Source organism: Corynebacterium tuberculostearicum (assembly GCF_030229345.1).
Taxonomy (GTDB): Bacteria; Actinomycetota; Actinomycetes; order Mycobacteriales; family Mycobacteriaceae; genus Corynebacterium; species Corynebacterium tuberculostearicum_G.
Genome location: NZ_JASPGP010000002.1, coordinates 75,637 through 99,031, shown reverse-complemented (window position 1 = coordinate 99,031; position 23,395 = coordinate 75,637). Strand labels below are relative to the sequence as shown.

The window sequence follows — 23,395 nt, the reverse complement described above, 5'->3', positions numbered from 1 at the left end:
GCTTTCCCATGCTACCCAAGCTAGTACAGGGCGCTCGCCAACTTGGTGCGCGCCTCCAGGACGCGTGGGTCATTGCGCTCAAAGAGCCCAAAGAGCTCCAGCAGGCGCTCGCGTACGCGGGACTTCTCGTCGCCGGCCGTTGTCTTCATCGTCTCGATGAGGCGATCAAAGGCCTTTTCTGGGGCTCCGGCTACCACTTCGGCGTCGGCAGCCCGCATTTGCTTATCGACGTCCCCTTTATCCCCTTCCGCGGCCGCAATCGGATCCTCGGTCTGGTTGGCAGGGTCGAGGCGCTTGAGCAAGACTGTGGTGTCGCGCGCCTGCTTGATCTGCACATTATCGGGCTCAGATTCCAAGATGGAGTTGTAGACGTTGAGAGCGCCATCAAAGTCGCCGGCATTCAAGAAGCTTTCTGCTTCCTGGAGCCGCGGATCCTCTTCTTCCTCCTGTGGCTGTTCCGATGCCTCATTGCCTTGCAAGCCCTTCAGCTGTGGACCAACATTCTGCACCAAGGTATCGACCCATTGCTTTAGGGCTTCTTTGGGTTGCGCGCCCTCAAAATTGGTCAGTGGCTGGCCAGCACCCAAGGCCACGACTGTCGGCAGGTTCTTCACACCAAAGGCCTGCGCAACCTGCGGAGTAGCATCCGCATCCACGTAAGCAACCAAGAAGCTCAAGTTTCCTTGCGCGGCCAAATCCGCAAGGTCAGTCTTCAACTGCTCTGACTGGGTAGAGCGAGCAGTACCGATGAGGACCACGACCGGAACTTCCGTAGACCGGCGAACCACATCTTGGTCGAAGTTGGCCTCGGTTACCGCGAAGAAGGGCTGGACGCCGCCGGCACTTGGCTGCGGCGATTCCTGCGCCTTCTGCCGAGCCTCGGCTCGCGCCTTGACTTGGCTGAGGTCGAGCGCTCCTCCTACATAAGCATTATTTGGTGAAGTCATCTAGTCCTCCTTTGCAAGGCGGCGGTTAACCGCATCTACCTTGTCCGTTAGCTGGTTAGTTACGCCTTCGCGAATATCGGCCTTAACCACCAAAGAGGTGCGCGGGGAAACCGCACGCACCGCATCGGTGGCCTTCTTAATCGTGTCAAAGACCTCGTCCCATTCGCCTTCGAGCAAGGTGAACATGGCATTGGTCTCGTTAGGCAGGCCGGATTCGCGGACCACGCGCACGGCCTCGGACACAGCATCGGCCATTTCTTGGGAGTCATTATTGACCACCGCAGGGGCTACAGAAAATGCAACAATCATGCCCGCTAGTCTACCTACGCTCCCAGCAGTGGCGGTGCCAGTGCCGGCGATCGTCGCCCTGGCGGCCCACGTCCCGCGGCCAGGCAACGATGTGTGCCACCCCGGGTGGGATGTTCTGGTTACACCCCGGGCAGACGTAATACTTCTGGGCACGAGCAGAGCCGATATGCCGCATGACATAGGGCTCGCCATGAGTCTCCAGCGAAAGTGATACTCTCTATTAACTATGAGAGTACTCGGAAGAATCAGATTGTCAAGGTCGAGCGAAGAATCTACCAGCGTAGAACGACAAAGAGAGCTCATCGAAAACTGGGCTAAGACCAACAACCACGAAATAGTGGCCTGGGCAGAGGATGTTGACGTATCAGGCGCAATTTCCCCGTTTGACACGCCAGCACTAGGCCCCTACCTCAAAGAACCCGCTAGTAACGAGTGGGACATCCTTGTGGCTTGGAAACTAGACCGCCTAGCCCGCAACAGTATCAACATCAACAAACTATTTGCTTGGGTTACAGACAACGATAAAACTCTAGTTTCAATCTCTGAAAACATTGACTTAAGCACCTGGGTAGGGCGCATGATTGCCAACGTCATCGCCGGTGTTGCTGAAGGCGAACTCGAGGCTATTAAAGAACGAGTAACAGCCTCAAAAAAGAAACTACGAGAGTCAGGCCGTTGGGATGGTGGAAGAATCCCATACGGCTACCGCCCCTCACCTATCAACACCGGCGGCTTCACGCTGGAAAAAGACCCCGAGACCTTCCCCGTTCTGAGAAGAATCATCGAGGATTTCATCAATGGTAAACCAATCCGCGTAATCGCAGACGAACTAAACAAAGAGAATATCCCCACTGCTCAAGCTGGAATATCTGACACTCCTACACAGTGGCGGCACGGCACACTAGGAAGAATCCTAAAATCCAGGGCTCTCCTAGGATGGGCACTGCACGAAAGCAAACCAATCTTCAACGAAGACGGTACACCTGTACTCAGGTGCCCTCCGGCTGTCACGAAGGAAGAGTGGGACAAGATTCAGGCCACCCTCGAAGGTAGGCGTTGGGCAAAAGTAGCACCAGACCGCACAAGCCCACTTTTAGGCGTACTCGAGTGTTGGGAATGCGGTGGCAACATGCACCACAAACGCTACCGAAACAAGCCTAGCGGGTCTTACACATGCGCTAACAAGTGTAAACAACTCAGTGTGAATGATGAGCAAGTCCTAGGCACAGTAAACGAGCAGTTCCACGAAATCCTAGGCGACTACGAGGTTCTGGAGAAGAAGGTAACCCGAGGCTCAGACCTAACCCAAGAGCTCAAGGAAGCACAAGACACCTACACAGACCTTTCAGAATTCATCACCACGGCTACTACATCAACCGCTAGAAAAGCATTATTCGCACAACTTGAAACACTGGAAAACAGAATCAAAGTTCTAGAAGCTCAGGAAGTGACCGAAGATAAAGTTGAATGGATTCCCACGGGTGAAACCTACCGGGAAAAGTGGGATGCACTAGACCTCGAAGGACGTAGGCAACTCTTAATCAGCATCGGAGTACGTGTTAGAGCGCGCCAACTCTCACGCGGATACCGAAACCGGCCAGGAATCCAAGAGGTTGAGCTTATTGTTCCTGAGGACCTGAAACAACGGTTGGTAAACAGGCCTTAGCCACTGCTCCGGTGCCTATGGTCGGATAGGAGATATATCCTTACATCTAAAGACCCAACAGGGTAACTAAAATAGCTCCTATGGTTGCTTACTTTCAGGCGGTAGTTGGGTTGGGGTCAGTGGTGTTTATATCAATCCACCTAGACCGAGGTTTAAACCAAACAAACGCCCGAAGCAAACTATCGGTAATCCTATTCACCTTAGGAACCTTAGCTACCGTCTTCTCAGTAGGATTCTCACTGTTCGCACTATGGCACCTTGGGGACGGCAATAGCTGGCAAGAGGTAACCGGCTTATTCAGATTCCTATCCCTTGCCAGTGGTGCAGCCCTAATAGGTACTCTCCTAGGTCAAGTTGCTGTTGGTGTGATAACTCTTAGGCAAAGAAAGCATGAACTAACAGAAAATGAAAAATCTCTACAAGCACTAAACGAAGCTAAAGAGGAGTTTGAAAGGTTCAAGCGGAAATGGGACACAAAGGGCCCTAAGAAGCCGTAGCATTCAGCCCCACAGAGCACACCAACACAGAAAGCCTCAATCTCCCACGCCTGAAAAGTCAGGAAAACAGGCCCTCTCATTAGCCCCCTAAGAGAATGAAAATAACTCTCCGGGCCATTAGTCCAAAGAAATTTTAAATCGCCTTAAATGGCAATACAGCGAATTAGCGTTTCTAAACATGCAGTTCAGATAGGGTGGAAAATCAGCCAAAATCAGCCCCACAGCACCACAGAGCAGAGCTCGAGGCGCAATTCAGGCAAAGCCGAGGAGCGTATCAACGGGAATCAACCTGTGGTTGAGTTCCCTCAACCGAGGAGCCCGCATCCCCAACAGGCCTTAGGGCCTATCAACGAGCCCATAGGCCTAACCCCACAGGCCTAGTAGGCCCGTAGGGCATGGAAACAGCTTATTCTTCTCGAGGAGCTATCCATTGCACCCCAGCCGGGGCAGAGCCTAGGTCGGTAGCAAACACCGCGCGGAACCAATCGGCCAAAGACACCCCTGCAATCTCACCAGCTTCGCAAACATACCCGTGGTCTGTGTTGCCAGCGATTAGATAACAATACGCCTTTGTCTCCTCAGCCCACTCAGAAAAAGGGACTTCCACAGGATATGTCTCCACTGGAACCCTTACAGCAACATCAGCCGGAGACACACCCCGCTGTGAACCCTTGCGGATAGTCATCGGTTCCCCCACCTCGTTTGAGCTGCCTTCTTAGCCTGCCGTCGCCTTTGCTCTGCCTTTGCTGCGGTATCCTCATCCGTATCAGGGAGCCCGAGGCTCTTCAAAAGCTTATCAAGCAAAGAAGTCTGTGCCCGAGCTTCGGCAACCAAAGGGTTAATCACAGCCTGCCCCATACTTCCCTTAGCAGTCAGGGATTGAGTAGCCGCCTCAGTCTCGAGGGCGGCTATCGTGTCCGCAGTTCGAGCCGCACGTTCAAGGATCGCCAGCTTTCCAGGTTCCTCACTAAAATCAAACGTATTGGTAATAGTTTCCACTAACCGGGTGCCAGCCTCTCCAAATTCTCCAATCAAAATAACCAACTTTCTTAAAAATCCATAAATAAACAGCATACAAAGGAGCGCACGCAATACTCCCCGGTCTTCCTTTTGGGGGCGAGGGTATACCCGGTGGGGCCCCCATGGTGGGGGACCACCAACTAACAGGACATATTGCCTGCTCAGAGGGCATTTTAGGGAGCCTTAATGCTCGGGCTCCCCAATGGCCCTTAGAGGTTTATAGCTTTAGGCTACGGCGTAGGGTTAGCCAAGCCTCATTGCTCATCTCCGTACGCGCCCGCTCCTGCTCCTCTGCGTCTGCACGTGCCTGCGAAGGCGTAGCGATACGCAGATATGCACCCTCACGCAGGGCCCGTAGGAGGGGCGGTAGGAGGGCGTCATACCCCTTCTCCCCAGTGTGCTCCTCCTCAAGGAATAGACAGGTAAGTCCAGCCACAGACTCGGGAGCGCATACCAGGAACCACTTACCCCAGTTCCCCAGGCTCTGCCCAGGAAGGTCTAGCAGTTCCCACAACCAGTTAGCCGCCCAGCTGATAACACCGGCTGCCTCTCGGGCGGTATGATAGGCCTCCCGCTGTGATTGACTAAACCCCAGTACTTCCTCAGCGGTGAACTTAGAGGAAGGCAACTGCTCTACAGCCTCTGCATAAGCTTCAGCAGCAGGGTTAAAGATTGCCTCAACCTGCTTCACATAATTATCAAGGTTGTTATTTACTTCAGCCTTTAACTGACGTTCGATAGTGTTTCGCGCTAGGTTGATAGCTTGGCGACGTTCATCGCCATGATAAAGGGCGTGAAGCGTATGCTCGTTCAGAGCAGCTTCGAGAGTGTCAGCACTCAGGAAACCACCGGTACTTGGCGAGGGGGCGTGTACCGCTTCCTCGAGCTTAGCTTGAGCTTCTAGCAGGTCTTTGACCTTTTTTGGGTGCTTCAGATTCCAAGATTCAACGTTCGACATATTCATAAACTCCTTCTTATTAATAAACAGCCTTCATTAGCGCGTCCATGAGTGGGTCCGGACGTTGCGATTTGCCCGGGTATCCGGTTCCCTGACTTGGGTCCACTGCTTTTCTGACAGGCTCTGACTTCGTAGCTCCGTTAGAACCATCGGCGGCGTCCTCATTAACCCCGGTCAATGCCTCTCGTAGCACAGTGGCGGGTGTTTGACGGCGTTCTAATTCACCGTTCGCTTTTTCAATCACTTTCGAGCCGTTTAACGGTATATAACTCATAACTTATCCTTCCTTTCCGTAGAACATGAGCTGTTGCTCTTCCACTGAGAGCGGGTAAAAATAAACCCCGCCACACTCTGGGGCGGGGCGGGCTAAATCATCTTGACTACAAGGCAATTTCGATGGTGGCGGGTCTTGCAGCCTAGGGGTGTAGGGATTGTTGGCAATCAGCTTCTTCACTCTTCTCCTCACTCAGGGCTAAAAGGGCTAGTAGACGGAACGGTAAAACTTTCCGATTAAACTTTCGTTTATTCTCGGATTGCGTGCAGGGTGCCAGGTTTGTCGGGGTGTGACCTGGCGTATCAGGTACACTCAGCGGAATAATATGGTCTAGCCCGTAATTCTCTGGAGTTAAGGGCTGGCCGGAGTACGCAGAAACCCAAGGATCAATTCCCACTGCCCGCCAGTATTCGTAAACGTCTTTTGCTTTGAACTCTTCAAAAGGAGCCCCTAGCTCTTTAGCCCGTCGATAACCATTCCTAATTCTGCTTTGCAACGGATTGAGCTCCCTGTATCGCTTACACTGTGCAGCAATAGCCTCAGCGTTATCAGCCTTATATTTCCGCATACGAGCTAATTCCCTCTCGTGGTTTGCATAGTGGTAACCGTGTTGGCATTCACGGCACTGTTGGCGGAACCCGCTGCCTTTGCGGTTATATTCACTCAAAGGCTTAACAGTCTCGCAGTAATAGCAGTACTTTAAGCCCTCTGAATCCAGTTCTTCCCTAAGCGCCTTACTTAGCTTCTTGTGCTTCGGGTCTGTGAAATATTCCCGAATGCGAGTCTCTAGGCCGCTCACTCTCTTCGAATCCTTCCTTAATCAGCGCGGCAACACGCACCGCATCAAACTTCACTACGTCTTCTTTTGGCTCATTAAGAGCCTTAGCAATATCAGCAATCCAGGTTCGAGCAGCCGCCTGCTTACGGCGATAATTTTGGTTATGGCGGGCCTGCTCTTCCTGCGTTTTGCCATTCGCATAAACCTTCATTTAATAAACCCTTTCTAATCCGGCTAAGTAACGTTACTTTTATAAAGCAAAAGAAAAAGGGCTCCGGCTAATTAATCCGGAGCCCGAATCCTCCAAGAAGGAGCGAACCTAAGTTGAGACGGCCTACAAACCCAAACCTAGAGCTAAAACTGAATGCAACCGTTTACGAGCGCTAAAAGACGGCAGAGTGCGAGAGTAGAAAATAAAAACTCTCACTATATACATAGGTGAGAAAATGACAGTTTATGTCACTAAGAAGCCTCTGTGTTACCAAATTGTTACACTAACGGGGCCTAGGCAACTTGAGCTAGCCGCTGGTAATGCTCAAACAATACCCCCCTGAAAGCTCACAAAGAGCTTCATACACTCTCACAAGTCTCCAACCAAAGGCCCGCACAGAGTCTAGAAGAGGTAGTGGGAGATAACCCCAAGCTCCTAGAACCTTCTATCAAATCTGATAACCACAGCGCGCCGCTTCTCGTTTGATTCAAAACCGGGAAAACGCTCCCGATTCAAGGTGATAGAGAATCTAAGACGCAACCCTATGCCGCTCCCGATAGTGCGTTGATACGCCTTGAATTACTACCCACCAGAAGACAAACAACGTTTTATGACAACCATCCAAAAGGCTTATCGGTAACGTGTAGACAACCTAGTCTGAGTGCCATAACCTACCACTGTAAAAGGCCACAATCACAGGAAAATGAATTGGAAAAACCGTCAACCTCTATCGTCGAATCCCCGCTCTACGAAAAGACACAGGGAGCTGAAACAAACAACAAAATTGTATGGGTAAATATTGGCCTCGGAGCCTCAGCTACTGTGCTCTGGCTAGCAGTTGGTGGAGTAACACTAAATCCAGGAACACCGCAATTTATCCGCGTTACTATAATTGCCACCGCTGCCCTACTCTTTGATAGAACCTTGTGGCTACTTTGCTTCCACCTACATAAACAATGGACAGCAACCGACAGCGCCGAAGCTCATAGCTTCGAGCGTATCGCCTTATTCCTAACCTTTTTTATATATCTTATTTCCGAAACTATCCAGAACCAGCAATGTGGTACCAACGAGCACGGCGCTGAAGAAGCCTGTGACGTTATCTTAGATAGCATAGCCCCCACACTGATATATGGACTATGCACTGTCCCAATCCTGCATATCCTCGGTACTGGCTGGAAAACACTCAAAGCAATCTCAAATCAGAGCAAAAAGGAAACTATTTGGCTACCTTTCTCGGGCATAGGAACTTTACTCTATTGGAAAGGCCTAACGTTAATTAGAATTATAGTTTCAATTATCGTATTACTTGCCACAGCGGTGGTGTATTGCTTGTTATGGTTAGGCAAGTTGCTACGGCGTTAAATGACACCACCACTATTAGGCATAATAATATTCACCCGAAACACCGCCAGAACCTGCCCAGCCTCAGTTACCTCTTAGCAGTACCTAGGGTACAAATTCCAAGAAACGGAAATAGCCTTTCCTTTGGTAATCGCCCTTCACATGTGCCGCTAATATATGACCATGAAGAAATATCTCCCTCTTGTCCTTATTCCTTTGTTCCTAGCAGGTTGTAGCACTTCGGAGGACAGTAACGCTGTCTCTGAGAACCAGGAAGCTCCTGAGTTCAAGACTCAAACTGAAGCAGGCGTTGACGTTTCAGACCAACTCCCTCCAGAAGATGCGTGGAAATGTGACTCTCGCACTATAGAGACAACCGACGGCCCGGAAACTGTTAAGAATTTCAATTTCGAGGGAACCGAAGCTACTTTCTATTTCGCTCCAAAGTCGAACCACGAATTCAATTCCTACTCCTACCGCCTGAACTTTGAACACGGAATAATGGTGATGGAAGATAAGGCAGCGGGTACATTCAACTCGTTTATACAGGTCTATCCGTCAACCGAGAAAGAGACCGTAAACACCGGGTTGGGCTCAAACTACCTAACTGCTTCTTTTGAAGTTCCAGGAGAATATCTTGACAGACTAGGGAGCTTGAAGGGTGCATACGCCTCCATTAACGGAGAACTAGCGGGCTCCTGCTCTAACTAGAAATAGCTACCACCGACCCTTGTGGTAGCCACTTCTTAGGGATTCGGTCTACACAGAACGCCCCTAGGAGCGTATCCAACCACACAGTGGGCTCATAAAGGGCCCTAGAAGGCTCATAGACGGCCTAACAGCCTCTACCCCTAGTTCCCCCTAGATAATCACTATCAAGCCCTTAGAACGCAATCTAGGGACCTAACTAAAGGTAGATCCCGTTGACGCTCCTCGAGCTTCGCTCTGTGGTGCTAGAGCTCTTGTTTACTCCACAGCAAGCACCCCTAAGACAACCACGGGTGCAACCTTCAAAACCCGCTATTCCACTTCATTAGCCGGGGATAGTAAAATAATCCCGTCAAAACCACATATTCCCGAGTGTGGTTCAAACTAGATAGGAAAAATTGGAAATGATTTGCCCAAAGTGCAAGGACGAAAACGTAACTATTGCTTACGTCGGTGAAGGAAGCCGTACAAAGTCCAACAGTATCGGCTTTGGCGGACACATGAATAACACTGCTCGAGCAATGACCGCCGTGGGCACCCTTGGCATGTCCAACCTTGTCTGGAAAAAATCCAATGGGACTCACAAGACCAAAAACAAAAACACTAAAAAGGCTATCTGCCAATCCTGTGGTCATGACTGGAAGATTCGCTAGAAAGAATTAAAGGCCCCTTGAGGGGCCTTTTTTAATTCCCATTTTTTCTTCAGAGGAGTTGGCTTTCTTACTCTGGTGAAGCACCGCAGTTCTGGAAGACCGAGGAGCGTTACGCTCTATAAACTACACCCGAAGAAGCTCCAGGAGACCTAAGCCCAGCACAAGCAACGAGCCCCGCACAGCCCAGCGCATATCACTTAGGAAGAACCCGAACACGATAAAGGCACAGGCTGATAAGCAGAACGGCCAATAATGAGACCAGGCCCACTTCATCGCAAAAACTCCTCAGGGAATCACAGTGTGTTCCGTGCCCCACCGTGCAAGCAGACTACGGGCAAACCAATAGGTGATTAAAGGGCCTTGTTTAAGGCCCAAGCACCAAGGGGTGCGTTAACAGGCCCGTAGAGGGCCCTAGCCCCGCAGGGCAGAGCTCGAGGAGCTTTACAAGAGGCCCGTAAAGGCCCCTAGGGGCCATTCTGAGAGCCTTACAGACGTTCCAAGGGGAATACACCAGACAGAGGATTAAAACGCTTAGAAGGGAATATAGAGCGTTACAGCACCACGGAGTAGAACTCGAGGAGCGTTACCGTTAACGCTCCACGGGCTTAGCCGTGTGGGCTTAGGAAACCTAGCCTACTACTCATCCAAGGTGTACCACCCTGTTCAATGGAGCATAAATAATTACTAATACGAGGTGGGCTACCTCGTCCTTAGGAGAGTAATTACCCACCGGCCACTTTGGCCGGGTAATAGCAGCGATAAGCCGCTTTATCAATGGGAGGCCACTAGGCCGACTAAGGGCAATAGCCCTCGAGGGCTATTGCTACTATGCGGCCACTCAGGCCGCTGTATATCAGTGGAGGTCGATAGACCGACTAACCGCAATAGCGCTTTACGGCTATTGCTAATACCTAGGAAATAGATATATACAAGGCGGCGATTCTGCCGCCTAATGAATATGCTCATACACAACCCCCAGAGTCGGTTGCTACTCGCACAACGCAACGGGCTTAATACCCATAAGCCCTTATGCTTTATCCGGTCGATTAACCGCCCGACGCTTTGGAGGTCGGGCTAATAATCTCCCTGTGTTTAATCGTTCAAACAACAGCAAAGACAATTGCTGTTATTCTCACTCTCTCGTTCAATCATAAGCACGAAGTAATCGTGCTCATTCTTTCACTTCCTATGCTCACAATCACGGCTAGACCATAGCCGTAATTATTCGCTTCCCTACGCGGGCGCTCATTGCGCCCTTATAGGGAAAATAGAAGTGGGGGATATGAGGCGATAGCCTCTATAAGGGGGGTGCAGTGTGCATGTGCACGTCTTTGACCAGCGGAAATACAGAACAGTGCACACCCTAGGTGTGCATTTCACAACGCTGTGACCTGCATAAACAGAAAAAGTGCACACCCTATATTTTCAGCTTAGGGCCGGGCGAATACACACCGTTGGTCTTATTTTGGTTCTTTACCAACAGCCCGATACTCACAAGCTCTGGAAGTTTACGAGCGCTCAGCGTGCGAGCAGTTGTTCCAACCTCGGAAGCAATCTCCTCAGCTACACCCGTAACAGTAGAAGCCTTAGACTCAACGGCTAGCCGGGCAATCCGAGCATTCTTATCCAACGTATCCGAAGCCCGCTGCTTAGAAACAGACTCCTCAGCCTGCTCTTCTTCCACAATGATACCGGGGTCTACAATGCGGAAATTTCGCACAACGCCTTGACCATATCGGCTTTTGCTCCGAAGCTCCCTTAGCGGCTCAGAGGCAAACTTAATATTCCCCTTGGTGTAAACCTCAACCTCACATCTAGAGAACTGAGTAACACCCGAGTTACCCATTGGCCGGTGGGAGACTTGTCCTTGAAAAGTGGAATCCGAAGAATGAGCCACCACAATAGTAGGAACATTCAGACTACGAACATGGTCTTGCCAAAACCTCTGCCACGGCTCACGAGCAATAACGTCACCATCAACCACGCCCGTAGCATGGTCAATAATCACATAGTCATAGCCGATATAACGCACTGCTTCTACAATAAGACCCCACTGTTCAGGGCTGATAACCCCAGCGTCAGCCATGTACTCCACCGCGCCGGTGGCGTTAATGTTATGCAGCCGCTGCTTGTACTCGAACTCAGCCTTAGCATCAGAGCAGATAACCAACCCTTTTAGCCCGCTCTGAGCTGGTTTAATATCAAAAAAGTTTCTACCATCAAACAGACTAGCGATTATGTTACTAATAACCATTGATTTACCAGCCGAAGCTTGACCGTAGACAACGGTATTCGTGGTGCACACAACACCGGGAATAAGCCAATTATCCGCCTGTGTAGGTAGGTCTAAATCTTCATCTTTAACGATGCCCAGGATGTCTCGTAACACCTCCGGGGTATCAAACAAACTCTGCTCCATCTTTCTTAAAACACTCCTTCTAATCTAAACGAGTAGCCCCACAGGTCAGGAAGACCGAGGAGCATACTAATAGCAGCCCCGTAGAGGTCTCTAGCAGCCCCGTAGAGCGCCTAACAGCGCCCCAAAGGGTAAAAGTATAGAAACTATATTCCAACGCCTTAGAATGGCTCACAGCGTTTAATATCAGGGTGAGGGCTTGGCACCAGCTCACCATCAAGCTCGAGTAACAAACCATCCTGAACCAACTGCTCCAGCATCTCCTCAACACTCCAGCCCAACTCAGGAGCTGCATCCGCGATACTGACTAGTTCATTCGCTTCTTCATTCCAGGCCTCTACCGCTTCGCTTGCAGATTCATAGAGCCGCTTTTGGATTTCTAACTGAACTTCCGGGGTACGGGGTAGAGCAGCGAGCTGTTCATCGGTTAGGCAGTGCAGTTTTCCGCTTCCCTCCTCGAGCAGGGTTAGCAAAGCATCAATCTCAGCACCTACCAGAGCCTCATCAACCCCGCACAACACACACAAGTGTGCAGCAACCCTGTACGGGTCTTTAGCCCTGAACATGTTCAGAGTGAACTCATCTTGCAAAACATCAAAGGAAACCAGCTGCTCCCCGCTGACACCGCACTGTGTTTGAACATCGCGGAATACATCCGCACGAGCGTTAGAACGACGCTCAGCACCGGATAGTTCAGGCCACTGAGACAACCGTTCCTTATACGCGGAACGGTAGAACTCTTTCCCCTGTTCTGAGGCGACGAATACAGCTACACGAGCTACGGCGTTAGCAATCTGCTCAGTCAATTTATTCTCCCTTGTTTCACCAGCTCAGGGCTGGAAAATACCAATATTTAAAAATAGGGAGAATCACGCTCGCTTGAAGTCCAACTTGGCCCCTCGACCGTTTGCGAGCCGAGGAAAGTTGAGCCGTCCTTAGGCAGGGATCGGATCTCTACGGGTTTGCGCCTATTTCGCCGCGGCATTAGAACAGTCGCAATTCATTCGACTCAAGCCCACGCAGCTCCTGGTAGTCAAGTACGACGCACCGAATGCCGCGGTCCTCAGCCAAGGTACGAGCCTGCGGCTTGATTTCCTGGGCCGCAAATACACCGGACACAGGGGCGAGAAGCTCATCGCGGTTAAGCAGCTCCAGATACCGCGTCAGCTGTTCTACGCCATCGATGCCACCGCGGCGCTTAACCTCGATGGCGACGTTATTATTGTTCTCATCCTTCGCCATAATGTCCACGGGGCCGATGGCGGTGGGATATTCGCGGCGCACCAGGGTGTAGCGCTCGCCCAAGGTATCAATCTGGTCTGCCAAGAGCTCTTGAAGGTGAGCCTCGACGCCATCTTTGACTAGGCCGGGGTCCTCACCCATGTCATAGGAGATTTCTTCGTGAATCTCGGCAATGGTGATGCGCAACTGCTCGCCCTTGGGGTTTTCCACCAACCACAAGACCTCGCCTGTGTCCTCACCGTCGAGGTCCTCAATCGCGGACTCCTTCAAGGTGCAAGGAGGTGTCATCCAATTGAGCGGCTTATAAGCGCGGTCGTCGGCATGCACGGACACGGAACCGTCCGCTTTGACGATGAGCAGGCGGTCTGCCATCGGCAGGTGGGCATCTAAGCGGCCCACGTAATCTACTGAGCATCGGGCGATTACTAAACGCATGTTTTCTACCCTAGCGGGTGGGCCTATCGCTTGGATTGACGGGTAGCGCGCTCGCGCAATTCCCGGAAGTCAAAGCGCTGCTGGCGCTTAGATGGGGCGGCCTCTACCCATGCGCCAAAGGCCAAGATGCCATGGGCGTCGGAAGCCAGCTCATATTCTTTTCCTTTGGCCCGAAAGCGAACGACTTCGGTGGCAGCGGACATAAAAGAAGCCTCGTCATCATCAAGCGGGCGGGTGCTCACTACTTCGATGTCGAGGCGGTTGATGCGCAGATCGCAGCGCGGAGAGACAGAACGGAGCTTGAAATACTCCACGAATTCTCCTTCATAACGCAACGAACCATGGCGCCAGGAAAGGGAATTCTTAGCCGGAACTCGGCGCAGGAGGACTGAAGTACCGCGCGATCGCACGGTGAAAAAGCGAAGCGCAGCCAGAAAAATAACTAGCAGCAGGGCCACTCCAAGGGCCCACAGAAGCACTGCAACCACCGTTGAATTCATGGGCTTTTCACGCCATCCTCGCTCTGTGGAGAAACTGATTCTTTGGATTGTAGCGCCTTGAAGGCCCCACACGCCAATAAGAAAAGGCAAAGAAAAAACGAAGAAGGCGCACCGGCTATAAACCGATGCGCCTTAAGAGAGCAGGAAGGGCGGCTATTGCTGCCCTCTCCTACCAATCCAAGGTATTAAGCCTTGGCGCGGCGAACTGCACGCTGTGCGGCCTCGCCACGGGACTTGGTGAGCTCGTGCTCAGAAGCGAAATCATTCTGAGCCTTCTCCTCATCCACCTCATCGGACCAGATGGCCCAATCAGCGAGGACGGTGATCTTGTCCTGGGTAACGGAGAGGAAACCACCCTGCACGGCGGCGACGCGGCGCTCGCCGTCCACTGGGTGGATGGTCACCACGCCATTATCGATCAGCTGACCGATCATTGGCTCGTGACCGGGAAGCACGCCGATCTCACCCTCGGTGGTCTCAGCCGTGACCATGGAGGCCTGTCCAGACCACAGCAGGCGCTCGACGGAAACCAATTCGGCGGTGATGTCAGCCATGTGCCTCTCCCTACTTCTCGTTCAACTTCTTGTATGCAGCCTCGACGTCGTCCAAGCCACCCAAGCCGTTGAAGGCCTGCTCTGGGTAGTGGTCAAACTCGCCATCGCAGATGCGCTCGAAGGCATCGATGGTCTCAGACAGCGGCACGTAGGAGCCCGGCAGGCCAGTGAACTTCTGTGCGACGAAGAAGTTCTGGCCCAAGAAGCGCTCAATACGGCGGGCACGCTGAACGGTGACCTTATCCTCCTCGGACAGCTCGTCCATACCGAGGATGGCGATGATGTCCTGGAGTTCCTTGTTCTTCTGCAGAATACCGATGACGCGCTGCGCAACCTCGTAGTGCTTCTCGCCAACGATACCCGGCTCGAGGATACGAGAGGTAGAGGTCAGCGGGTTCACTGCAGGGTAAATACCCTTGGAAGCAATAGCACGGTCCAGCTCGGTGGTGGCGTCCAAGTGAGCGAACGTCGTTGCCGGAGCCGGGTCGGTGTAGTCATCGGCAGGAACGTAAACGGCCTGCAGGGACGTAATGGAACGGCCCTTGGTCGAGGTAATGCGCTCCTGCAGAACACCCATCTCGTCAGCCAGGGTTGGCTGGTAGCCCACAGCGGAAGGCATACGACCCAGCAGGGTCGAAACCTCGGAGCCGGCCTGGGTGAAACGGAAGATGTTGTCGATGAACAGCAGAACGTCCTGGTTCTGCACATCGCGGAAGTACTCCGCCATGGTCAGGCCGGACAGAGCCACGCGCATACGGACTCCTGGCGGCTCATCCATCTGGCCGAAGACAAGTGCGGTATCTTGCAGCACGCCCATCTCTTCCATTTCCAGGAAGAGGTCGGTGCCCTCACGGGTGCGCTCGCCGACGCCGGCGAAGACGGAGGTACCGGAGAACTCACGGGCGATACGGGTAATCATCTCCTGAATGAGAACGGTCTTACCCACACCTGCGCCGCCGAAGAGGCCAATCTTGCCGCCCTTAACGTACGGGGTCAGCAGGTCAATGACCTTAATGCCGGTCTCCAGAATCTCGGTCTTACCCTCGAGCTGGTCGAACGCTGGCGGTTCGCGGTGGATGCCCCACTGCTCACCATCGCGGCCGAGACCCGGCTCGTCGAGGCAGTCACCGAGGGCGTTGAAGACGTGGCCCTTGACGACGTCGCCGACCGGCACGGAAATTGGCTTTCCGGAGTCGATGACCTCGGCACCGCGGACGAGGCCGTCGGTCGGTGCCATGGACACGGTACGGACAAGGTTGTCACCGAGGTGCTGAGCGACCTCGAGGGTGACGGTCTTTGCAACAGCTTCGAGCTTAATGTCGACGTGCAGTGCGTTGTACAGGGCCGGCAGTGCCTCACGTGGGAATTCCACGTCCACAACCGGACCGATGACGCGCACGACACGACCGGCGACTGCCGAAGACTGTGCATTCTGCTCTTGCAGAGCTGTAGTCATAATCTAGTCACTTTCTGCGCTGTCAGATAGCGCGCCAGCGCCACCGACGATCTCTGAAATTTCCTGGGTAATCTGTGCCTGACGGGCCTGGTTAGCCACGCGAGAGAGGTCCTCGACCATCTCGGTTGCGTTGTCAGTAGCAGACTTCATAGCTGTACGGCGTGCAGCGGACTCGGAAGCAGAAGCTTCCAAGAACATAGCAAACAGGATACGCGAGACGTACTGCGGAAGCAGCGCTTCCATCAGCGTCTCTGCGTCTGGCTCGAACTCGAATCCTGCGGCAACGTCGTCCGCAGATGCAGAGTCAGTCAGAGCGGATTCACCGAGGTGATACTCCTCATCCTGAATAACCGGCTGAACTGGCAACAGCTGCTGAGCACGCGCGGTCTGGGTCAGCATGGACTCAAACTCGGTGTAGACAACGTGTACCTGGTCAAAGCCACGTACACCGGCGCCCTCACCTTGCGCATGCAGGCCGTCGCGGCCCTTGGTAGTGCCATGGGAACCAGCAATGAAGCCATCAATCAAGTGACGGCGCACATCGTGGGTGGTCTCCCAGGTTGGATCCTGAGAGAAACCGCCCCAGCTGCCAACTACCTCGTCCTCGCGGAACTTGTAATGGCCGATGCCCTTATTACCGGTAACGTAGCGAACTACCTCGTAGCCCTTGCTTTCCAGGAGAGCTTGCAGCTGTGCAGCCTTCTTGAAGACGTTGTTGTTATAGCCACCGCACATACCGCGGTCAGAAGTGACCACGAGGATGGCGGCGACGTTTCCGTCTTCACGCTCACGCAGCATGTCATGCTCCAACGTAGAGGCGGCAGCCAGCTTGTTCATCATGCTGGTCATCTCAGCCGCGTACGGCTGAGAGGCCTCTACCCTAGCCTGCGCCTTGGTAATGCGCGAGGTAGCAATGAGCTCCTGGGCCTTGGTGATCTTCTTAGTCGAATTGACGGACCGGATGCGGTCACGTAGTTCGCGAAGATTAGCCATCGTTTCTCCTCCCTTCTTTAATCTAGACGGTTAGTTGTGAGTTCTGAACTCTACTTAGCCGTCTTGCGGGAGACGTTGAGCTCGGTGTTCTTTACGTCGCTTTCATCCAAAGGCTCTACCGGCGCCTCGGAGCCCAAGTTGTGGCCCTCGGAGGTGCGGAAGGTCGGCTGGAAGTCCTTAGCTGCCGCAACCAATGCGTCCTTGGACTCATCGGTCAACGGCTTGCCGCCGGAAATCTGCTCAAAGACCTCTGGGGTATTGGCGTTGAGGTACTCGTGCACCTCGTCCTCGAAGCGGCGGACGTCTTCAACGGGAACGACGTCGAAGATGCCAGCCTCGGCGAGGTAGATGGACACCATCTGGTACTCCACCGGCTGCGGGGAGGACTCGGACTGCTTCAGCAGCTCGACCAGACGGGAACCGCGCTCCAGCTGAGCCTTGGAAGCAGCATCCAGGTCAGATGCGAATGCCGCGAAGGCCTGCAGGTCACGGTAGGAAGCCAGGTCCAGACGCAGGTTACCGGCAACCTTCTTCATGCCCTTGGTCTGTGCAGCGCCACCGACACGGGAGACGGAAACACCGACGTTAATAGCCGGGCGAACGCCCTGGTTGAACAGGTCGGACTCCAGGAAGACCTGGCCGTCAGTAATGGAAATGACGTTGGTCGGAATGAAGGCGCCGACGTCGTTTGCCTTGGTCTCGATGATCGGCAGGGCGGTCATGGAGCCAGCACCCATGTCGTCGGAAAGCTTTGCAGCACGCTCCAGCAGGCGGGAGTGCAGGTAGAACACATCGCCTGGGTATGCCTCGCGTCCCGGCGGACGGCGCAGCAGCAAGGAAATGGCACGGTAGGCCTCAGCCTGCTTGGTCAGATCATCGTAGATAACCAGGACGTGGTTGCCCTGGTACATCCAGTGCTGACCCAGCGCTGCACCGGAGAACGGTGCCAGCCACTTGAAGCCGGCGGAATCGGAAGCCGGTGCGGCCACGATGGTGGTGTAATCCAGCGCGCCGTGCTCCTCAAGGGTGCGGCGCACGCCAGCGATGGTCGAGCCCTTCTGGCCGATAGCGACGTAGATGCAGCGTACCTGCTTATCCTTGTCGCCGGACTCCCAGTTAGCCTTCTGGTTCAAAATGGTATCGATGCAGACCGCGGTCTTACCGGTCTTACGGTCACCGATGACCAGCTGACGCTGGCCGCGGCCGATCGGGGTCATTGCGTCGATAGCCTTGATGCCGGTCTGCATTGGCTCTTCAACCGGCTGACGCTGCAGCACGGACGGTGCCTGCAGCTCGAGGACACGCTCCTCTTCAGCGTTGATTGGGCCCATGCCGTCAATCGGCTGGCCCAATGGGTTAATTACGCGGCCGAGGAATTCCTCGCCCACTGGGATGGAGAGAACCTCGCCGGTCCTCTTAACCTCGTCGCCCTCCTTGAGGGACTCGAAGTTGCCCAGGACCACGACACCGATGGAGTTAGTGTCAAGGTTCTGTGCGACGCCAATTACGCCGCCTGGGAACTCGAGCAGCTCATTCGCCATAACGGATGGCAGGCCAGAAACCTGCGCAATACCGTCAGCTGCCGAAATGACCACGCCGACCTCCTCACGGGAGGCCTCCGCGGAGTAGCTCGAGGTGTAGTTCGCAATCGCACTACGGATCTCGTCGGAGGAGATCGTCAGCTCCGCCATGTTCTTCCTGCTCTCGGTAGTATCTTCCAGCACTTACTTGAATCGTTTCTGTCGTTTCGGCTACGCCATCTGGGCACGCAGGCGGGCAATCTTGCCTGCCGTGGAGCCATCAATGACTTCATCGCCGACGCGGATGCGCATGCCACCGAGGAGGCTGGTGTCAACCTCAGAGTGAATGGACATCGCACGACCATAAATTTTGCCCAGCTTCTCAGCGAGTACTGCTTGCTGGCCTTCGTTTAGTTCACCCGCTGCGGTAACGCGCGCAATGGTACGGTCCTGCAGGTCAGCTGCAGTATCGGCCAGTGCGGCTACGTCATCGATCGGGTTCTGCTCTGGGCGGGAGATGGCCTGAAGCACGAGGGCCTCAGTAAACATCGTGACCTTGCCGTAGAGCACGTTTGCCAGCAATCCGCGCTTGCGGGCGGAATCAGCAGTTCGGTCGGAAAGCAGCTGGGTGAGCTCGCCCTCACGGTCAAGGATCTGGGACAGGCGGAAGAGCTCGTCTTCTACCTGGCCCAGCTGACCCTGCGCCTCAGCACCGCGCAGCAGTGCGCGGCGGCCCAGGGACACCAATCCCTTGACAAAGTCCTTCGGGGTGGACCACTGTGCGGCCGCAGCTTCTTGGATGATGCGCAATGCGCCATCAGAAATCTTGGAGCCAAACAGGGTTTCCGCCAGGGACTTGCGTACCTCGCTCGGGGCGGCGATATCGGTGAATGCGACTCGCAATTCGCGGTCTGCATCCAAGACATCGACAACCTCAAAGATATCCAGGCCCGCCTGCGCGGCGGTGGCGACATTGTTGTCGCCTGCCAGGATCTCATCCAAGCGGGTTTGTGAGGTTGCGAGTGCTTCGCGGCTAGCTGCCTTCATAGTTGCCTACTTTCCGGCCGGTGCCACAGAGTCGAGCTCGGACAAGAAGCCATCAATGGTGGAGGACTTCTTAGAGGCGTCGGAAAGCTCGCCGCCCAGAATCTTCTCCGCCAGGTTGATGGAGTTCTGGCCCATTTCGGAACGCAGCTCAGTAACAACCTGCGAGCGGGAAGCCTCCAGCTGCTTCTCGCCATTGGCGACGATGCGGCGGGACTCTTCTTCCGCGTTGGTCTTAGCCTCGGCCTCAATCTGCTTGCCGCGCTCGCGCGCCTGCTCGCGGATCTCGGCTGCCTCTGCACGGGCATCAGCCAGCTGAGCATTGTACTTTTCCAGAGCAGCCTTAGCCTCGGCCTGCTGGGCCTTGGCACGCTTCAAGCCGCCCTCGATCCGGTCTTCACGCTCCTGCAGCATCTGGCTGTACTTCGGAAGAACGAACTTCGCGAAAATCAGCAAGATGATGGCGAACGGAATGATTGACCAGACTAAGTCGTACATCTTGGGCAGGAGGATGGAGTTGCCGCTCTCCAGCGGCAGGTGCTCACTTCCTTCTGCTGCAAGGTAGTAAATGACGTTGTTCATGGGTCTCCGTTCTTAAAGTTCGATTTACTTGTGTAAAGCGTTCTTTAGAACAGGAAGCCTGCAACGAGGCCGATGAGGGCAAGTGCCTCAACGAAGGCGATACCCAGGAACATGGTGGTACGCAGCTGGCCGGCCATCTCAGGCTGGCGTGCCATGCCCTCAACGGTCTTGCCAACGAGGATGCCGATGCCCAGGCCCGGGCCGATGGTGGCCAGGCCGTAGCCGAGGGACTGAAGGCCGTCGAAGGAGGTGGTTGCTGCGTCCTGAGCCAGGATGATCTCGTTCATGTGAAAGTCGTTCCCTTTCAATGTATATCCCGCGGGAGTGTCCTGCGGGGCGGTGTTGGTTTGATTTTGGGGTATTTAGTTAACCGCGAGGTTCGCGTTGTTGTTAGTGCGAATCTGCATGCAACGACAATTCGATGTATACCGCCGTCAGCAGGGCAAAGATGTATGCCTGCAAGAAGATGACGATAAGCTCGTAAAGCGTGAACAGAACCGCTGCGACCAGGGTCAAGCCACCCACTGCGGTCCAGGCGTTGAACTGGAAGAAGAAGAAGTTCGTAGCCGAGTACAACAGGACCAAAATGAGGTGACCAGCCAGGAAGTTCGCCATAAGACGAAGAGCCAAGGTGACTGGGCGCATAACAAACGTAGAGAAAGCCTCAATCGGCACGACAAGAATGTGCAAGGCCGGCGGCAGGTTAGGAATAACCACCGAGGACTTGATGAACTTGCCAAAGCCATAGCGCTTAGCGCCGGCGTAAATCATGGCGATATACGCGACAGCGGCCAAGACGATTGGCATACCGATACGGGCGTTCGGAGAAATGTTCAGGCCCGGCACAATAGTTGTGAAGTTCCAGAACAAAACTGCAAAGAAGATAGAGGCCAAAAGTGGAAGGAAGCGACGTCCTTCCTTCTTGCCCAAGATGTCTTCTGCGATCTGAACTCGCACGAAGTCAATCGCATGCTCGCCTACGTTTTGAATTCCTTTAGGAACCAGCTTCGGGTTCCTGAAGGCGACAACAAATAGGAGCACCAGCACGGCCGCCATCAGAAGGCGAACGAGCATGATGCGATCCAAAGCGAACCAACCGTTGGCAAAATCGCTCAACCAGAGGTCAACGACTCCGCCATCATCGGTTACGTGCCCCGGGAAAAATTCTGGGTCCAGTTCGGGTGCGTGGAAGCTACCCTTCATGGCCAATGTTGTAACGCTCAGCGTTCTCTCCCGTGTTCGGGCCACACAGCTTGTCGAAGGCCGTGTGGTGCGATGGACGTCTCAAACTCTCTGCCTCACACACGGACTCCGTCGCACATCAGCGTGCGCAAGACAGGGATTCACCGCTGCGAAAGCCAGCTTTTGTGCTAGCCCGCGGTAACCCGAAGAAAAGCGTATCAGTTAGATCAAGAGTTTTCGCACGTGGGGGGCCACTAACGAGCCCAGTTTCGCCACTGTGGGCTCAATTCCGCCACAAATTCACAACAAAAAGGCCACATTCTGCCTAAATCCTGCTACGTGGAGTTCATCACACTTGCCTATTTCCCCACCTTGACGGGGGTAACCACAACAGAAACGATTGCATGAGCACGCAGCAAAAGGGCCCACCACCTTTCCTTCCGGAAAAGCGGTGGGCCCTGACAAAGGCCACTTCCCTGCTACGAGACGTACGTAACCCGCGAGGTGACGACGGCCCACACCTCCGTGCCCAAAGTGGCAAAAAGTGCCAGCATAACGGTCACGAATAGCGCCAAGGTGTCATAGAAATCCATATCTCGGATTACGAGAAGCACCATGACCAAGACGATGACCTTGAGCAGCCAACCGCCCAGCACCACGGCCATGGTGTTGGCAGGAGTGGTATTGGCAGTCAGCAGGACCGACAAGGCGGTAAACAAGACGAAGCCGCCTCCGATAGCGGCACCGACCAGGACTCCCCAAATACCGGGGAGACCACTGATACCGCCCCAAACGGCTAAGGAGACCACCGTGATAACCAGCAGGGCAAGACCACCCAGCTTGACCGCCCTTTGCATGGGACGGCGGTGGTCATCAAATTCCGAGGGTTGCGTAGTCGCTTGTGCTTCACTCACGGCTACACACCCTACCTCACGAGGGCTCGGATTCCTTCACCACGACGGTCTCTCGCGCGGCAGGCCCAATCTTTCCTTGGCGCAAAGGCACGAGGGTCGCCGCGAACGCGAGGAGCAAGGCAACGATGGTGACGCCAATGGCCACCGGCGCGGGCACGATGGAAAAGGACACCGCGCCGAAGGCTACGGCGGAGACCCACAGGTAAAGAACCAGCACGGTCCGGCGGTGGGTATGGCCGAGCGAGAGTAGGCGGTGATGGATGTGCGCCTTATCCGCAGAAAACGGTGAGCGGCCCTGGGACAGACGGCGAATGACGGCCCAGACAAGGTCTAGGACTGGAATAAACACCGCTGCGGCCACCACGATGATGGGCGACATCAAGGCGACAATGTCCACCGTGCCGTAAAGCGACATGTTGATCTTGCCAGACGCAGAAGTCGAGGCCGCAGCGAGCAAGAGACCGATAAGCATCGAGCCAGAATCCCCCATGAAGATGCGCGACGGTTCGAAGTTATGCGGCAAGAATCCAGCGCACATGCCCACCAGGGCAGCGCTGATGATGGCCGGTGGGTAGGCCGAGACCGCACCGCCTTGGTCATGGAGAACGGTCAAAGAAAACACCAGAATTGCCCCGCCCGCAATCATGCCAAGGCCTGCCGCTAGGCCATCGAGTCCGTCGACAAAGTTGATGGCATTGATCAGCAAAACGGTAAAGAATGCGGTGAGCAGGGTGCTTTGCAATTGGTCGAGGACGACCGTGGTGCCGCCGCCAAAGGGGATGAAAAGCAGCGTCCAGGTAAGGCCCAGCCCACTCATCAAGGTGGCCGCAAAGAGCTGGCCAAAAAGCTTCACTATGGCACTCAGTTCCACCAAGTCATCAACCACTCCGACAAGGACTAGCGCCAGGGCGGCCCAGAGCACTGCATTCATCTCCGGAGTGACGGGCATAAAGCCCCGAGTCAAGGCTGGAAGCTGGGCTGCGAGGAATATCGCCGCGGCGAAGCCGGTAAACATGGCCACCCCACCCATGCGCGGGGTGGGCTGCGTGTGGGCGTCGCGCAGGCGAATCTCCGCCACGCGGCCGGTGCGCACCAAAAAGGAGCGCACCACACCTGTGGTGAGATACGTAAATGCTGCTGCGACGAGGATGACGAGGGCCAGCTCGCGCAGCGGGACACCACTGCCGCTCAC

25 protein-coding genes are annotated in these 23,395 nt (G+C 54.3%); 5 read left to right on the top strand and 20 right to left on the bottom strand.

The genetic code is table 11. The features are described from left to right. Nucleotides 1–20: 20 nt before the first annotated feature. The 3 genes from QP884_RS02045 to QP884_RS02035 are packed head-to-tail and all read right to left on the bottom strand — an operon-like array spanning nucleotide 21 to nucleotide 1,458. Complete coding sequence (locus QP884_RS02045; protein WP_284820444.1) at nucleotides 21–947, bottom strand: tetratricopeptide repeat protein; 927 nt, start codon at nucleotides 945–947, stop codon at nucleotides 21–23. Continuing rightward, complete coding sequence (locus QP884_RS02040) at nucleotides 948–1,256, bottom strand: thiamine-binding protein (RefSeq protein WP_005323373.1); 309 nt, start codon at nucleotides 1,254–1,256, stop codon at nucleotides 948–950. It lies immediately after the preceding gene. Between the two features lie 10 nt (nucleotides 1,257–1,266). Further along, complete coding sequence (locus QP884_RS02035; protein ID WP_434736445.1) at nucleotides 1,267–1,458, bottom strand: hypothetical protein; 192 nt, start codon at nucleotides 1,456–1,458, stop codon at nucleotides 1,267–1,269. Nucleotides 1,459–1,482: 24 nt separating this feature from the next. Here QP884_RS02035 and QP884_RS02030 point away from each other — a divergent pair, with 24 nt between their 5' ends. Together QP884_RS02030 and QP884_RS02025 are read left to right on the top strand one after the other, a co-directional pair. Next, the gene (locus QP884_RS02030; RefSeq protein ID WP_284820443.1) at nucleotides 1,483–2,922 is read left to right on the top strand and encodes a recombinase family protein; all 1,440 of its coding nucleotides are present in this window, start codon (nucleotides 1,483–1,485) and stop codon (nucleotides 2,920–2,922) included. An 80-nt stretch (nucleotides 2,923–3,002) separates the two neighbouring features. After that, nucleotides 3,003–3,419: a hypothetical protein gene (locus tag QP884_RS02025; protein WP_284820442.1), complete on the top strand. Its 417-nt coding sequence runs from the start codon at nucleotides 3,003–3,005 to the stop codon at nucleotides 3,417–3,419. Between the two features lie 681 nt (nucleotides 3,420–4,100). Here QP884_RS02025 and QP884_RS02020 read toward each other — a convergent pair. The 3 genes from QP884_RS02020 to QP884_RS02010 all read right to left on the bottom strand — a co-directional run bounded on the left by QP884_RS02020 (nucleotide 4,101) and on the right by QP884_RS02010 (nucleotide 6,660). Next, a complete protein-coding gene (locus QP884_RS02020; protein WP_284820441.1) occupies nucleotides 4,101–4,493 on the bottom strand; it encodes a hypothetical protein in 393 nt (130 codons plus the stop codon). Between the two features lie 163 nt (nucleotides 4,494–4,656). After that, complete coding sequence (locus QP884_RS02015) at nucleotides 4,657–5,397, bottom strand: hypothetical protein (protein ID WP_284820440.1); 741 nt, start codon at nucleotides 5,395–5,397, stop codon at nucleotides 4,657–4,659. 1,008 nt (nucleotides 5,398–6,405) lie between these two features. Continuing rightward, nucleotides 6,406–6,660: a hypothetical protein gene (locus QP884_RS02010; RefSeq protein ID WP_284820439.1), complete on the bottom strand. Its 255-nt coding sequence runs from the start codon at nucleotides 6,658–6,660 to the stop codon at nucleotides 6,406–6,408. Between the two features lie 708 nt (nucleotides 6,661–7,368). On the opposite strand from QP884_RS02010, the gene QP884_RS02005 reads away from it, so the two are divergent. The 3 genes from QP884_RS02005 to QP884_RS01995 all read left to right on the top strand — a co-directional run bounded on the left by QP884_RS02005 (nucleotide 7,369) and on the right by QP884_RS01995 (nucleotide 9,365). Further along, nucleotides 7,369–8,025 (top strand): hypothetical protein, encoded by a 657-nt coding sequence (locus QP884_RS02005; RefSeq protein WP_284820438.1) that lies wholly within the window; start codon nucleotides 7,369–7,371, stop codon nucleotides 8,023–8,025. 162 nt (nucleotides 8,026–8,187) lie between these two features. After that, complete coding sequence (locus tag QP884_RS02000) at nucleotides 8,188–8,715, top strand: hypothetical protein (protein ID WP_284820437.1); 528 nt, start codon at nucleotides 8,188–8,190, stop codon at nucleotides 8,713–8,715. Nucleotides 8,716–9,212: 497 nt separating this feature from the next. Beyond that, nucleotides 9,213–9,365, top strand: coding sequence for a hypothetical protein (locus tag QP884_RS01995; protein WP_284820436.1), 153 nt, complete (start codon nucleotides 9,213–9,215; stop codon nucleotides 9,363–9,365). Between the two features lie 1,417 nt (nucleotides 9,366–10,782). Here the strand turns inward: QP884_RS01995 and QP884_RS01990 are convergent. From QP884_RS01990 to QP884_RS01925, 14 genes are all read right to left on the bottom strand, one after another. After that, nucleotides 10,783–11,784: an AAA family ATPase gene (locus QP884_RS01990; RefSeq protein ID WP_284820435.1), complete on the bottom strand. Its 1,002-nt coding sequence runs from the start codon at nucleotides 11,782–11,784 to the stop codon at nucleotides 10,783–10,785. 158 nt (nucleotides 11,785–11,942) lie between these two features. Then, complete coding sequence (locus QP884_RS01985) at nucleotides 11,943–12,587, bottom strand: hypothetical protein (protein WP_284820434.1); 645 nt, start codon at nucleotides 12,585–12,587, stop codon at nucleotides 11,943–11,945. Nucleotides 12,588–12,765: 178 nt separating this feature from the next. Further along, on the bottom strand, nucleotides 12,766–13,458 hold the full coding sequence (gene nucS, locus QP884_RS01980) for an endonuclease NucS (protein ID WP_179386385.1): 693 nt from the start codon (nucleotides 13,456–13,458) through the stop codon (nucleotides 12,766–12,768). A gap of 23 nt (nucleotides 13,459–13,481) precedes the next feature. Continuing rightward, nucleotides 13,482–13,958, bottom strand: a complete 477-nt coding sequence (locus QP884_RS01975; RefSeq protein WP_284820433.1) for a DUF2550 domain-containing protein — start codon at nucleotides 13,956–13,958, stop codon at nucleotides 13,482–13,484. Between the two features lie 185 nt (nucleotides 13,959–14,143). Next, complete coding sequence (locus tag QP884_RS01970; protein ID WP_049361376.1) at nucleotides 14,144–14,512, bottom strand: F0F1 ATP synthase subunit epsilon; 369 nt, start codon at nucleotides 14,510–14,512, stop codon at nucleotides 14,144–14,146. Nucleotides 14,513–14,522: 10 nt separating this feature from the next. Beyond that, complete coding sequence (gene atpD, locus QP884_RS01965) at nucleotides 14,523–15,968, bottom strand: F0F1 ATP synthase subunit beta (protein ID WP_049361377.1); 1,446 nt, start codon at nucleotides 15,966–15,968, stop codon at nucleotides 14,523–14,525. Between the two features lie 3 nt (nucleotides 15,969–15,971). Beyond that, nucleotides 15,972–16,961, bottom strand: a complete 990-nt coding sequence (locus QP884_RS01960; RefSeq protein WP_200435194.1) for a F0F1 ATP synthase subunit gamma — start codon at nucleotides 16,959–16,961, stop codon at nucleotides 15,972–15,974. A 50-nt stretch (nucleotides 16,962–17,011) separates the two neighbouring features. Beyond that, nucleotides 17,012–18,652: a F0F1 ATP synthase subunit alpha gene (gene atpA / locus QP884_RS01955; protein WP_023021750.1), complete on the bottom strand. Its 1,641-nt coding sequence runs from the start codon at nucleotides 18,650–18,652 to the stop codon at nucleotides 17,012–17,014. Between the two features lie 60 nt (nucleotides 18,653–18,712). Continuing rightward, nucleotides 18,713–19,528, bottom strand: coding sequence for a F0F1 ATP synthase subunit delta (locus QP884_RS01950; RefSeq protein WP_284820432.1), 816 nt, complete (start codon nucleotides 19,526–19,528; stop codon nucleotides 18,713–18,715). A gap of 6 nt (nucleotides 19,529–19,534) precedes the next feature. Beyond that, the gene (locus QP884_RS01945; protein WP_049361380.1) at nucleotides 19,535–20,107 is read right to left on the bottom strand and encodes a F0F1 ATP synthase subunit B; all 573 of its coding nucleotides are present in this window, start codon (nucleotides 20,105–20,107) and stop codon (nucleotides 19,535–19,537) included. Nucleotides 20,108–20,151: 44 nt separating this feature from the next. Beyond that, on the bottom strand, nucleotides 20,152–20,394 hold the full coding sequence (locus tag QP884_RS01940; protein ID WP_049361381.1) for an ATP synthase F0 subunit C: 243 nt from the start codon (nucleotides 20,392–20,394) through the stop codon (nucleotides 20,152–20,154). Between the two features lie 103 nt (nucleotides 20,395–20,497). Then, the gene (gene atpB / locus QP884_RS01935) at nucleotides 20,498–21,310 is read right to left on the bottom strand and encodes a F0F1 ATP synthase subunit A (protein WP_179386380.1); all 813 of its coding nucleotides are present in this window, start codon (nucleotides 21,308–21,310) and stop codon (nucleotides 20,498–20,500) included. Between the two features lie 458 nt (nucleotides 21,311–21,768). Beyond that, entirely contained in the window at nucleotides 21,769–22,146 is a 378-nt protein-coding gene (locus tag QP884_RS01930; protein WP_239273018.1) for a hypothetical protein, read from the bottom strand. Between the two features lie 73 nt (nucleotides 22,147–22,219). Then, nucleotides 22,220–23,395, bottom strand: coding sequence for a glycosyltransferase family 4 protein (locus tag QP884_RS01925; protein WP_179386378.1), 1,176 nt, complete (start codon nucleotides 23,393–23,395; stop codon nucleotides 22,220–22,222).

What these genes read in the sequence shown, in the direction of transcription:
- QP884_RS02040 (WP_005323373.1), bottom strand. Translation starts at nt 1,256, where the DNA reads ATGATTGTTGCATTTTCTGTAGCCCCTGCGGTGGTCAATAATGACTCC.
- QP884_RS01945 (WP_049361380.1), bottom strand. Translation starts at nt 20,107, where the DNA reads ATGAACAACGTCATTTACTACCTTGCAGCAGAAGGAAGTGAGCACCTG.
- QP884_RS01950 (WP_284820432.1), bottom strand. Translation starts at nt 19,528, where the DNA reads ATGAAGGCAGCTAGCCGCGAAGCACTCGCAACCTCACAAACCCGCTTG.
- QP884_RS02015 (WP_284820440.1), bottom strand. Translation starts at nt 5,397, where the DNA reads ATGTCGAACGTTGAATCTTGGAATCTGAAGCACCCAAAAAAGGTCAAA.
- QP884_RS02020 (WP_284820441.1), bottom strand. Translation starts at nt 4,493, where the DNA reads ATGCTGTTTATTTATGGATTTTTAAGAAAGTTGGTTATTTTGATTGGA.
- QP884_RS01975 (WP_284820433.1), bottom strand. Translation starts at nt 13,958, where the DNA reads ATGAATTCAACGGTGGTTGCAGTGCTTCTGTGGGCCCTTGGAGTGGCC.
- QP884_RS02000 (WP_284820437.1), top strand. Translation starts at nt 8,188, where the DNA reads ATGAAGAAATATCTCCCTCTTGTCCTTATTCCTTTGTTCCTAGCAGGT.
- QP884_RS02010 (WP_284820439.1), bottom strand. Translation starts at nt 6,660, where the DNA reads ATGAAGGTTTATGCGAATGGCAAAACGCAGGAAGAGCAGGCCCGCCAT.
- atpD (WP_049361377.1), bottom strand. Translation starts at nt 15,968, where the DNA reads ATGACTACAGCTCTGCAAGAGCAGAATGCACAGTCTTCGGCAGTCGCC.
- QP884_RS01990 (WP_284820435.1), bottom strand. Translation starts at nt 11,784, where the DNA reads ATGGAGCAGAGTTTGTTTGATACCCCGGAGGTGTTACGAGACATCCTG.
- QP884_RS02025 (WP_284820442.1), top strand. Translation starts at nt 3,003, where the DNA reads ATGGTTGCTTACTTTCAGGCGGTAGTTGGGTTGGGGTCAGTGGTGTTT.
- QP884_RS01970 (WP_049361376.1), bottom strand. Translation starts at nt 14,512, where the DNA reads ATGGCTGACATCACCGCCGAATTGGTTTCCGTCGAGCGCCTGCTGTGG.
- nucS (WP_179386385.1), bottom strand. Translation starts at nt 13,458, where the DNA reads ATGCGTTTAGTAATCGCCCGATGCTCAGTAGATTACGTGGGCCGCTTA.
- atpB (WP_179386380.1), bottom strand. Translation starts at nt 21,310, where the DNA reads ATGAAGGGTAGCTTCCACGCACCCGAACTGGACCCAGAATTTTTCCCG.
- QP884_RS01940 (WP_049361381.1), bottom strand. Translation starts at nt 20,394, where the DNA reads ATGAACGAGATCATCCTGGCTCAGGACGCAGCAACCACCTCCTTCGAC.
- QP884_RS02030 (WP_284820443.1), top strand. Translation starts at nt 1,483, where the DNA reads ATGAGAGTACTCGGAAGAATCAGATTGTCAAGGTCGAGCGAAGAATCT.
- atpA (WP_023021750.1), bottom strand. Translation starts at nt 18,652, where the DNA reads ATGGCGGAGCTGACGATCTCCTCCGACGAGATCCGTAGTGCGATTGCG.
- QP884_RS02045 (WP_284820444.1), bottom strand. Translation starts at nt 947, where the DNA reads ATGACTTCACCAAATAATGCTTATGTAGGAGGAGCGCTCGACCTCAGC.
- QP884_RS01995 (WP_284820436.1), top strand. Translation starts at nt 9,213, where the DNA reads ATGAATAACACTGCTCGAGCAATGACCGCCGTGGGCACCCTTGGCATG.
- QP884_RS01930 (WP_239273018.1), bottom strand. Translation starts at nt 22,146, where the DNA reads ATGCAAAGGGCGGTCAAGCTGGGTGGTCTTGCCCTGCTGGTTATCACG.
- QP884_RS01960 (WP_200435194.1), bottom strand. Translation starts at nt 16,961, where the DNA reads ATGGCTAATCTTCGCGAACTACGTGACCGCATCCGGTCCGTCAATTCG.